This is a genomic window from Streptococcus henryi DSM 19005 (assembly GCF_000376985.1).
Lineage (GTDB): Bacteria > Bacillota > Bacilli > Lactobacillales > Streptococcaceae > Streptococcus > Streptococcus henryi.
Map to the genome: position 1 here is coordinate 67,194 of NZ_AQYA01000027.1, position 10,589 is coordinate 77,782.

The following is a 10,589-nucleotide window of genomic DNA, read 5'->3' on the forward strand; positions in this document are numbered from 1 at the left end:
TATGAATCAATCAGGTATTCTAAAATTGTAAATGCTTCCAAATGAAATTCAAACTCATTTTGAAAATTGCTAGGATTTACAATAAAAGGATAAAGGATCGATTTATGTTCAAAAAAATTTTTACAGTCTTTACATTTCTAGCAACTGTTTTCCTAGTTGCTTGTTCAAATAATAATCAGACAGCTGATGGAAATAGTCAATGGGATGCTATCCAAGAAGCTGGTCTTATAAAGGTTGCGACTTCAGGAACACTTTACCCACAGTCCTTCCATGATAAAGATAATGCCTTGACAGGATATGACGTTGAAATCATCAAAGAAATTGCCAAACGTTTAGATTTGGAAGTTAAATTTGAAGAAATGAACGTTGATGGCATGCTTGCAGCTCTAGAAAGCGGTCAAATTGATATTGCTGGTTACTCAATTGATAAAGAAAGTAGTAATGCTGACAAGTTCTTGTTTACCTCAACTCACAAATACTCACATGGTTCTATGATTGTCCGTCAGTCTGACAATTCAGGAATTAGTAAGTTAGAAGATTTAAAAGGTAAAAAAGCTGCGGGTGCTTCAACAACCTGGTATATGAAAGTCGCCAAAAAATATGGTGCTGAATTGGTTATTTATGACAATGTGACCAATGATGTTTACCTGCAAGATGTGGCTAATGGTCGTACTGATTTAATTGTTAACGATTATTACTTGCAAAAGATGGCTCTTACAGCCCTGCCTGATATCCCAGTCAAAATCCTCGAAGGTGTTTACTTCAATCCATCAGAATCAAACTTTGCCATCAAAAAAGGCAATACGACTCTACAAGAAAAAATGAATGAGCAACTTGAAGCTATGCGTGAGGATGGTACCTTGACAAAACTATCTGAAGAATTCTTTGGCGGTCAAGATGTGTCAATTGATGGTGATTTCTCTGATTTACCAGTGGTTGATTATTCTGATGTTGATTAGTACTCTTAGAAAATCAAAATGATAGGTCGTTAAGCCCCATTGCCTAGCATCAGGCAAGTCTATATCGGCCTGCTTTCTCTAATTTTGATTTTCATTGAGTATAATTCACTAGTGCTGGTGTCAACCTGTAATGCATACCTTATGGCTAGTATTTGAAAGAAAATAAGTCTGGGACACTTTTGTTCCAGGCTCTATTTATAGTTGTAGGAGGCATACTTCAATAGAAAAAGAGTTTGTTTATTTTTGTTCTATTGGGGAATGTGAAAGAATTAGAAAGTGGAGGTTCTATGCGCTTTATCAATTTTCCCTTGATGCTTGATAGCTTTTGGTTTGTTTTGTCAGGACTGCCCTATACCTTGGGCATTTCTGCACTTAGTTTTTTGACTGGGATTACTGGTGGTCTAATATTGGCCTTGATGGGACGTTCTAAATCAGCATTTCTAAAAGCTTTAGTTACTGTTTATGTCTCAACCATGAGAGGAGTTCCCATGATAGTAGTGCTCTTTATGCTCTATTTTGGACTACCATACTTTGGACTACAGTTACCCGCTCTGCTATGTGCCTACCTTGGCTTTAGTTTCGTTAGTTCGGCCTATATTTCGGAGATTTTTCGTTCTGCTATTGCTGCGGTAGATTTGGGTCAATGGGAAGCAGCGCGTGCATTAGGGCTCCCTTATGCAACTGTAGTGAGACATATTATTCTGCCTCAAGCTCTTCGAATTGCTATTCCGCCATTAGGTAATGTGGTTATTGATATGATAAAAAGTTCTTCGCTTGCTGCCATGATTACGGTTCCTGATATTTTTCAGAATGCCAAAATTGTAGGAGGGCGCGAATGGGATTACATGTCAATGTATGTACTGGTTGCTTTTATCTATTGGTTGCTTTGCTTTTTAGTGGAGAGAGCTCAAGGCTATATCGAAAAGGAGTTGTCATTAACAAATTCCTAGTTTGATACAAAATAAAGATACAAACTATATATGATCTGAGCTTTGGCTCAGATTTTTTATTTTTATAAGAATGACAAAGATTATAATATTTATGACTATTATACTTGTCATAAATAAAATGATGTGTTACAATGAGATTGTAAAAATTAATAAGGAGGCAAGCATGGAAGTATTTGGAATGATTGGTTTTCCTTTAGCAATTTTTGCTTTTATCATTGCAATTACTAATCAAAATAAGTGTAGTAAGCTGGAAAAGCAATTAAAAAAACTAAAGCGTAAAACAAAAGGAGATACGAGTATGTCAAGATTAATCAAAAATTTAGTCGGCCAGAAAGCTTTTGTAATAACTGCTGATGAGGCAAGTGTTGAGTGGGAGGTGCTCGATGCTGATGAGGAGTGGATTTATTTATCTCGTAGTGATAAAAAAGGGAATATTATTGAGAAATACGTTCCGTTTGATGAAATAAAAGCTATCAGACGCCAAATAATGGCAGAGAAGTAGGTGTGTTAAATATGGTAGTACTTAAAAATAGACTTAAAGAATTAAGGGCTAGAGAAGGTATAAATCAGACCCAACTTGCTAAGCTTGCCGGCATTTCAAGGCAAACAGTAAGTTTGATTGAGCGAAATGAATATACCCCCTCGATTGTAATTGCACTTAAAATTTCTAAAATTTTTGGTGAACCAGTAGAAAACGTCTTTAGACTAGAAGAGGAAGAATAATGAAAGCAAAAAAACAAAGTGGAACATTTGTACGTTTAGCCAAACAATTTCTTATTGGCGGTTCAATCGGGGCAGTCATTGGTGGTGGAATTGGCTTTGGCATGGGACATTTTAATATTATTGAAAATGGCCTACCTTTTGAGCAAGAAACAGTTATCTCTGCACTAATCATCCCATTACGAGTTGCTTATCTTTTGTCACTGCTATTATCTGTTTACTTTATCGTCACTGTGCTTAAAGATTATAAGTCTTATTTAGCTATGGATGAGGAAGAGTCGGAAGAACTCTATAGACAAATGAATCGTAACCATTCATATGCAACTATTTTGAATAGTGTTACGGTTGTGATTTCACTTGTCGCTTTACTTTTATCATTTAAAGTATCACTAAGTCCTGACCAGGCTAAGATGACTTTTCCCATTTTTGATTTTATCGTTATGATGGCTGCTGGTATTTTTCAATCCTATATTCTCAAAGTCTATAGTCGTATTCGAGATATAAAAATGCCCTTGGCGCCAACTTTGAAAGAGTTGAAAAGTAATATCATGCAATTGGATGAAGCAGAGCTTGAAGCTAATTATAAAATGACTTTTGATGTTGTTATGAATTTAAGTGGCGTGATTTTACCTGCCATTTATATTACTTTGTTTTTCTGGTCACTTATTACTCAGAAAGTTGAGATGACAGGCATCTTGGTTGCTGCTGTCATTCACCTCTATATCTTAATTAAAAACTTTAAAATGACAAAAGATTATTATAAATAAAAGGAGACTCTCATGAAACAAGTTGTGCAAGTACTTAAAGTTCTAGGGCTTATTATTCTTTCGCTCTTTTGTAACATCCTCCCTATGAGATTATTAATGATTCAGGATAAATTTGGAGCAGGTCTCAAATGGCTCGTGGTTATTGCATATGTTATCTTTATAGGAGTAGTAATCACCTTGCTTTGGAAAGCATATGAGAAAAAAGCTCCCCTCAAGCATGTAGAGCAAAAAATGGGAATGAAAGATATCGGTATCGCTTTTCTCTATTTTCTAGCCGCGCGTGTTGTAGCCATTGCTGGTACTTTGATTATTCAAAGTCTGACTGGTCAAGAGACTACAGCTAATGATGCAGCTCTTCAAAGTTTAACTAGTCTCTTTGAAGGTGGATTTTTCGGTTTCACATTGATCTACTGTCTCTTAGTTGGTATTTTTGGTCCTATTATCGAAGAAATGGCTTACCGTGCCTATCCAACTGCTCTAATATTCAAAGGAAAACTTGGACTCTTACCTGGTCTAGTTACAACGGCAGTTTTTGCCTTACCCCATGCCACAACAGTCCTTGAATTCTGTCTCTACTTCTGTATTGGTTTTATTCTTTATTTAGCTTACCAACGTCGAGGTAATATCAAAGACTCAATTTTAGTACATATATTGAATAATTTACCATCTGCAATTGTTTTTCTTTTGATGGGCTTGTAAAATAGCAGAGCAAAATTTCAGAACAAGATGAAAAAAGTTGTGAAAATACTCATTTTTGGGTATTTTTTTTATATTTCTTCTTGACATATGAATAAAAATACATTAAACTATAATACATATTTATACAAAAGGAGAATAAAATGAAGGTATCAATCGTTGGTATTACAGGCTATAGTGGTCTTGAGTTAGTTAAACTATTGAATAATCATAAAAATGTTGAGATTGCTTCTATCCATGCTACTAAGGAAATTGGCCGACGACTATCTGACCTTTATCCTCATTTATCTGGAGTATGCGATTTAGAGATTGAAGCATTTGATGCTGAATCTATTATGGACAAATCTGATTTAGTCTTTTTTGCAACACCGTCTGGTGTAGCAAGTCAGCTTACAAAAGCATTCGTTGAAGCAGATTTCCCGGTTATTGATATTTCAGGAGATCATCGTTTGCCTGCAGAAATATACAAAAAATGGTATAAAAAGACACCGGCTAGTGAAGAGATTTTGAATAAATTTACATATTCATTAGCAGAGTTCTCGGATATTCATGGCAAGAAGTTCATTTCAAATCCAGGTTGCTATGCGACAGCGACTGAATTAGCTTTAGCTCCGCTTGTTAAAGCAAAGATTATTGATCTTGATAGTATCATTGTTGACGCTAAATCTGGTTTAACTGGAGCTGGTAAGGCCTTGAGTGAATCTAGTCACTTTGTCAACGTTCACGATAACTACGTGACTTACAAACTTAACAAGCATCAACATATTCCAGAAATTGTTCAAGAATTAAAAGAATTTGATAACAATCTAGATCATATCCAATTTTCAACGTCATTACTTCCAGTAAATCGTGGTATTATGGCGACTTGCTATGTCAAGTTAAAAGAACCACTTTCAGAAAGTGAAATTGAAAAGATCTACCAAGATGCTTACGCTAACAAACCATTTGTCCGAATACAAAAGGATTTACCAGAACTTCATAATGTTATTGGCTCAAATTTCACGGATATTGGTTTTGATTACAACCAAACAACTAATGTCTTAACTGTCATTGCAGTTATTGATAATTTGGTTAAAGGCGCTGCTGGACAGGCTGTTCAGAATCTTAATTTAATGATGGGATGGCCAGAAGATTTGGGTTTTACTAAAACACCGAGCTACTTATAGGAAGAGAAGAAATAATATGAAATCAATTAATGGAAATATTGCAAGTCCTTTAGGATTTTCTGCGGATGGCTTACATGCAGGTTTTAAAAAGAAAAAATTAGACTTTGGTTGGATTGTATCTGAAGTACCAGCAAGTGTAGCTGGGGTTTACACTACTAATAAAGTTATTGCTGCACCACTTATAGTGACAAGAAATTCTGTTCAAAAAGCACAAAAGATGAAAGCTGTTCTTGTTAACTCAGGTGTTGCAAATTCTTGTACAGGTGTTCAAGGTATGGAGGATGCCCTCACAATGCAAAAATGGGCAGCTGAAAAATTGAATGTAGAGGCAGATTTAGTTGGTATTGCATCAACTGGTGTTATTGGAGACTTGCTTCCGATGGACACTTTAAAAAGTGGTTTGTCAAAACTTGTTGTCAATGGGAATTCCGATGACTTTTCTAAGGCAATTTTAACAACAGATACTTGTGTTAAGATGGTTGCGGTTACTGAAATGTTTGGTCGTGATGAGGTGACTATGGCAGGTACTGCAAAAGGTTCTGGTATGATTCACCCAAATATGGCAACTATGCTTGCTTTCATTACTTGTGATGCCAATATTTCGAGTGAGACATTACAGTTAGCACTAAGTCAAAATGTAGAAACAACCTTTAACCAAATCACTGTCGATGGCGATACCTCAACGAATGATATGGTTCTGGTTATGTCAAATGGCTGTAGCTTAAATACAGAAATCTTACCTGATACACCTGAATTTGAAAAATTCTCTGCTATGTTGAATTTTGTCATGCAAGACTTAGCTAAGAAAATTGTAAAAGATGGTGAAGGAGCAACTAAACTAATCGAAGTGGCAGTGAAAAATGCTCCGAATGCCTTGGATGCTAGAATGATGGCCAAATCTGTTGTTGGTTCAAGCCTTGTGAAGACAGCGATTTTTGGCGAAGATCCTAACTGGGGACGTATCTTAGCTGCAGTTGGTTATGCAGGTGTCGAAGTGCCAGTGGATGATGTTGATATTTATCTAGCTGATGTTCCAGTTATGTTGAAATCGAGTCCAGTTACATTTGATGATGAAGAAATGCAGGATGTGATGCAGGCAGATGAAATCAAGATAACTGTTGATTTACATGCAGGCGAAGCAGAAGGAATGGCATGGGGATGTGATTTGTCATATGATTATGTCAAAATCAATGCCCTATATCGTACATAGAAGCTCTGCTATTTTCAAAAAAGGAAATAAGATGAAAGAAACAATAGTAATCAAAATTGGTGGCGTAGCCAGCCAACAGCTGAGTTTAGATTTTATCGCACAAGTTAAGGCTTGGAAAGAGGCCGGTAAGCATCTTGTGATTGTGCATGGCGGTGGATTTGCCATTAACAAGTTAATGAAGGACCACAAGGTTGCAGTTAAAAAGATAGATGGACTCCGTGTTACGAGTAAATCTGATATGGTTTTGGTTGAACGTGCCTTGCTTGATATCGTTGGTAAAGATTTGACAAAAAAACTTAATCAATCGGGTGTTGATAGCGTTCAGCTTCTTTCTGATCTTGAAAAGGTCGTTGAGGCAGAATTTCTCGATCAAGAGACATTTGGCTATGTTGGAGAGGTAAGCCATATTCAAAGTGCCTATTTGGAGCAAATGTTGTCTGATGATATGATACCAGTTCTAGCTTCACTAGGCTACAGCAAAGATGGAGAACTCCTAAATATCAATGCAGATTATCTAGCGACAGCTGTAGCAACGGCACTTTCAGCAGATCAACTGATCCTTATGACTGATGTTAAAGGTGTTTTGGAAAATGGGGCTGTGCTAGATAGCTTGAGTGTTCAAGCGGTGCAGGAAAAAATTGATCAAGGAGTGATCACCGGCGGGATGATTCCTAAAATTGAATCAGCTGCAAAGACAGTCCAAGCAGGCGTAGGTCAAGTTTTGATTGGTGACAACCTTACCAGTGGAACTTGGATTGGGAAGGATTAAAATATGTCCAAACTATTTCAAAATTATAAAAGAGCTGACATTGAATTTGTTCAGGCCGAAGGCAACAACTTAATTGATACAGACGGAAAAAAATACCTAGATTTTTCATCAGGTATTGGTGTAACTAATCTAGGATTTCATCCACAAGTTAATGCTGCTTTGATGAAGCAGGCTGAGAAGATGTGGCATCAGCCTAATCTTTATCAAAATAGCCTGCAAGAAGAAGTTGCGACTAAGCTTGCGGGAGATAAAGACTATTTGGCTTTCTTTTGTAACAGTGGCGCTGAAGCTAATGAGGCTGCTATCAAGATTGCTCGTAAAGCTTCAGGGAAACAAGAGATTATTACATTTATTAATTCATTCCATGGACGTACTTTTGGTTCTATGTCGGCAACAGGTCAAGATAAAATCAAAGAAGGTTTTGGTGATGTGGTACCCCATTTCAAGTATGCGACATTTAATGATTTAGACAGTGTCAAAAGCCTAATGACTACAGATACCGCAGCTATTATGCTAGAGTTAGTTCAAGGTGAATCAGGGGTTAAACCTGCTGATGCAACTTTTATCACAGAATTGGCAACATATTGTAAAGATAATGGTATCTTCTTGATTGTTGATGAAGTTCAAACAGGAATGGGTCGAACTGGAAAGCTTTTTGCTTTTGAACATTATGGAATTGAACCAGATATTTTTACTCTTGCTAAAGGCTTGGCTAATGGGGTTCCATGTGGAGCTATGCTGGCTAAATCTGAACTTGGTCATGCCTTTTCTTATGGTAGCCATGGGTCAACCTTTGGTGGTAATAAATTAGCTATGGCAGCTGCATCAGCAACACTTGATGTGATGATTGAACCTGATTTCTTTGGCTCTGTAGCCAAACATGCTCAAAGTCTGGTCAGTCAACTTCAATCTGCCCTTTCTAATAATCAAAAAGTTACAGAAATCCGCGCTTTGGGTTACATGATTGGGATAGAAACAAGTGAGGACCTGGGACAGCTTGTTGCTGAGGCTCGTGACAAGGGGCTGGTTGTCCTCACAGCTGGTACAAATGTTATTAGACTTTTGCCGCCAATTACATTAACAGAAACAGAAATTTCAAGAGGCGTTGAGATTTTAAAATCTGTTTTTGAGTAACACTTATTTGGGAGTGGGACAGAACTTGAACTCGACTATGACACTGTGCAAAAAAATACGCAACTGTTTCAGCTTCAGCTGATTTCAGGTGTGGATACCTTTAGGTATAAACGACGCCTAGACGTAAGCGCCGTCGTTGCGTTTCCTATTTTGCCTTGTGTCGCTTAACGGCTTTGTATCTTAACAAAAGAGTTTCCCTCACGTCCTCATTTCTAGGTTCGGGCTGAAAGAGTCTCTCCCCAGGCTCTTTCCCTCCCACTAGGCTACTGCGCTTTGATGTTACTACGAACTATACTATAGAGGTTGAGGTTTTTTTCCCATCCTCTTTTGTTTTGACTAAATAAAGAAAACCATTTACAAGAGGCCTCTAGATGTGATAAACTATATAAGTTGTGTGTTTTTATACTCAAACTTTTTTATTATAGTCCTTTTTGGAGTTTTTAAAGTTAATGATAAGAATAATTGAGTCTATTATCTAGTAAATTTCTTTAACACATTGGAGAATAACGTGAATATATTTCGACAAAAAGATACCAGTTTTGATAAGACTGAGATGAATCGACGTTTGAAAGTTAATGATTTGATTTTCTTGGGCCTTGGGTCAATGGTTGGTACTGGTATTTTTACAATTACAGGGATCGGAGCGGCAACTTATGCTGGGCCAGCTCTAGTTCTTTCCATCATCATCTCAGCCATTGCAGTTGGAATTTTCGCCTTGTTTTATGCAGAATTTGCTTCTCGTATTCCTGCAAATGGCGGAGCTTACAGTTATATTTACGCCACGCTAGGTGAATTTCCAGCTTGGATTGCAGGGTGGCTCATCATCATGGAATTCTTGTCGGCTGTATCAAGTGTAGCTTCAGGTTGGGGTGCATATTTGAAAGGATTGCTAGCTAGTTATGGTGTTAGTATGCCGACAGCACTAAATGGTACCTTTAATCCAAGTCAAGGTCATTTTATTGATCTCTTACCGGTACTTGTTATGATTATGGTTACAGGAATCGTTTTGATGGATGCTAAGAAAGCAATGAGATTTAACAGTGCTCTCGTAATTTTAAAATTCTCAGCTTTAGCCCTGTTTATTGTTGTTGGTTTATTTTTCATTAAAACTGAAAATTGGTCAAATTTTGCTCCGTTTGGCTTTGGTCAGCTTTATGGAGGTAAAACAGGAATCATGGCTGGAGCATCCCTAATGTTCTTTGCTTTCCTAGGCTTTGAATCAATCTCAATGGCAGTAGACGAAGTTGAAAAACCTCAGAAAAATGTTCCCAAGGGCATTACGTTTTCTTTGTTGATTGTAACAGCTCTGTATATCGTTGTAACCCTAATTTTGACTGGTATGGTGCATTATAGTCAGTTACAAACATCTGATGCAGTTGCCTTTGCACTCCGTACAATAGGTATGGGGTGGGCAGCTAACTACGTTTCAATTGTTGCCATCCTTACCCTGATCACCGTATGTATTTCGATGACATATGCTTTGGCCCGAACGGTTTATAGTATTAGTCGGGATGGTTTATTGCCCAGAGCATTGAGTCAGGTCACACCAAAAAGTAAGGTTCCTAAAAATGCGACACTTGTTGCTAGTATATTTGCAATGGTTTGCTCAGGGATTGTACCTATGGCTAGTTTAGCGGAATTTTTAAATATTTGTACTCTGGCTTATCTGATTTTATTGGCTATTGCAATGATTGCACTTAGAAAACAAAAAGGTCAACCAAAGCCTGGAGAATTCAAAATGCCTTTTGTTCCTTTCTTGCCAATCATAGCTATTCTTATTTGTCTTATGTTTATGAGCCAATATCAATTGATTACCTGGATCGCATTTATCGTTGCACTAATCATCGGAGTTCTTATTTACTTTGGATATGGCTATAAACATTCTACGATTAATGATTAATTAAGCTTATTATATTTATATATGAGAGTCTGGGCAAAAACTAGCTTCAAAATAAAACCACACAGTGATTACTGTCTTGAAAACAATCAAGATGAAAGAATCACTGTGTGGTTTTTGAGTATGTGAAGTTTTAGAGTCGAGATTCTTGGCCAATTTCGTGAGATTCATGCTCATGAAGAGGAAGCCGACTTCCGTTTGGACGGCTTGGTTACCTCTAACGTGAATTCTGCGAACGCCAAAAACACTCTTCAATCGGCCAAAAACGGGTTCGACATCGATTTTCCGTTTGGCGTAGATACGAGAGCCTTCTTCGCTATG

12 protein-coding genes are annotated in these 10,589 nt (G+C 37.2%); 11 read left to right on the forward strand and 1 reads right to left on the reverse strand.

What is annotated here, in order from left to right; genetic code table 11:
• Positions 1-104 precede the first annotated feature (104 nt).
• From F601_RS0103455 to F601_RS0103505, 11 genes are all read left to right on the forward strand, one after another.
• Entirely contained in the window at positions 105-959 is an 855-nt protein-coding gene (locus F601_RS0103455) for a transporter substrate-binding domain-containing protein (RefSeq protein WP_018164275.1), read from the forward strand.
• A 287-nt stretch (positions 960-1,246) separates the two neighbouring features.
• Positions 1,247-1,909 carry an amino acid ABC transporter permease gene (locus F601_RS0103460; protein ID WP_018164276.1) on the forward strand — a complete coding sequence of 221 codons (663 nt, stop codon included), beginning with the start codon at positions 1,247-1,249 and terminating at the stop codon, positions 1,907-1,909.
• A 163-nt stretch (positions 1,910-2,072) separates the two neighbouring features.
• Positions 2,073-2,411 carry a hypothetical protein gene (locus F601_RS12640; protein ID WP_018164277.1) on the forward strand — a complete coding sequence of 113 codons (339 nt, stop codon included), beginning with the start codon at positions 2,073-2,075 and terminating at the stop codon, positions 2,409-2,411.
• An 11-nt stretch (positions 2,412-2,422) separates the two neighbouring features.
• Entirely contained in the window at positions 2,423-2,632 is a 210-nt protein-coding gene (locus F601_RS0103470; RefSeq protein WP_018164278.1) for a helix-turn-helix transcriptional regulator, read from the forward strand.
• Positions 2,632-3,396: a DUF3169 family protein gene (locus tag F601_RS0103475; protein ID WP_018164279.1), complete on the forward strand. Its 765-nt coding sequence runs from the start codon at positions 2,632-2,634 to the stop codon at positions 3,394-3,396. The genes F601_RS0103470 and F601_RS0103475 overlap by 1 nt, the downstream gene beginning before the upstream one ends.
• 12 nt (positions 3,397-3,408) lie before the next feature.
• A complete protein-coding gene (locus F601_RS0103480) occupies positions 3,409-4,095 on the forward strand; it encodes a CPBP family intramembrane glutamic endopeptidase (RefSeq protein WP_018164280.1) in 687 nt (228 codons plus the stop codon).
• A 140-nt stretch (positions 4,096-4,235) separates the two neighbouring features.
• Positions 4,236-5,258 (forward strand): N-acetyl-gamma-glutamyl-phosphate reductase, encoded by a 1,023-nt coding sequence (gene argC, locus F601_RS0103485; protein ID WP_018164281.1) that lies wholly within the window; start codon positions 4,236-4,238, stop codon positions 5,256-5,258.
• A gap of 16 nt (positions 5,259-5,274) precedes the next feature.
• Entirely contained in the window at positions 5,275-6,468 is a 1,194-nt protein-coding gene (gene argJ, locus F601_RS0103490; protein ID WP_018164282.1) for a bifunctional glutamate N-acetyltransferase/amino-acid acetyltransferase ArgJ, read from the forward strand.
• A gap of 31 nt (positions 6,469-6,499) precedes the next feature.
• Positions 6,500-7,237 carry an acetylglutamate kinase gene (argB, locus tag F601_RS0103495; RefSeq protein WP_018164283.1) on the forward strand — a complete coding sequence of 246 codons (738 nt, stop codon included), beginning with the start codon at positions 6,500-6,502 and terminating at the stop codon, positions 7,235-7,237.
• A 3-nt stretch (positions 7,238-7,240) separates the two neighbouring features.
• The gene (locus tag F601_RS0103500; protein WP_018164284.1) at positions 7,241-8,371 is read left to right on the forward strand and encodes an acetylornithine transaminase; all 1,131 of its coding nucleotides are present in this window, start codon (positions 7,241-7,243) and stop codon (positions 8,369-8,371) included.
• 508 nt (positions 8,372-8,879) lie between these two features.
• On the forward strand, positions 8,880-10,271 hold the full coding sequence (locus tag F601_RS0103505; protein WP_018164285.1) for an amino acid permease: 1,392 nt from the start codon (positions 8,880-8,882) through the stop codon (positions 10,269-10,271).
• A gap of 15 nt (positions 10,272-10,286) precedes the next feature.
• Here F601_RS0103505 and F601_RS12835 read toward each other — a convergent pair.
• Positions 10,287-10,589, reverse strand: a 303-nt coding sequence (locus tag F601_RS12835; protein ID WP_026183091.1) for a transposase, incomplete at its 5' end; no start/stop codon positions are given.

Excerpts from the sequence above, each read along its gene's own strand:
- F601_RS0103455 (WP_018164275.1), top strand. The coding sequence starts at position 105 with ATGTTCAAAAAAATTTTTACAGTCTTTACATTTCTAGCAACTGTTTTC.
- F601_RS0103460 (WP_018164276.1), top strand. The coding sequence starts at position 1,247 with ATGCGCTTTATCAATTTTCCCTTGATGCTTGATAGCTTTTGGTTTGTT.
- F601_RS12640 (WP_018164277.1), top strand. The coding sequence starts at position 2,073 with ATGGAAGTATTTGGAATGATTGGTTTTCCTTTAGCAATTTTTGCTTTT.
- F601_RS0103470 (WP_018164278.1), top strand. The coding sequence starts at position 2,423 with ATGGTAGTACTTAAAAATAGACTTAAAGAATTAAGGGCTAGAGAAGGT.
- F601_RS0103475 (WP_018164279.1), top strand. The coding sequence starts at position 2,632 with ATGAAAGCAAAAAAACAAAGTGGAACATTTGTACGTTTAGCCAAACAA.
- F601_RS0103480 (WP_018164280.1), top strand. The coding sequence starts at position 3,409 with ATGAAACAAGTTGTGCAAGTACTTAAAGTTCTAGGGCTTATTATTCTT.
- argC (WP_018164281.1), top strand. The coding sequence starts at position 4,236 with ATGAAGGTATCAATCGTTGGTATTACAGGCTATAGTGGTCTTGAGTTA.
- argJ (WP_018164282.1), top strand. The coding sequence starts at position 5,275 with ATGAAATCAATTAATGGAAATATTGCAAGTCCTTTAGGATTTTCTGCG.
- argB (WP_018164283.1), top strand. The coding sequence starts at position 6,500 with ATGAAAGAAACAATAGTAATCAAAATTGGTGGCGTAGCCAGCCAACAG.
- F601_RS0103500 (WP_018164284.1), top strand. The coding sequence starts at position 7,241 with ATGTCCAAACTATTTCAAAATTATAAAAGAGCTGACATTGAATTTGTT.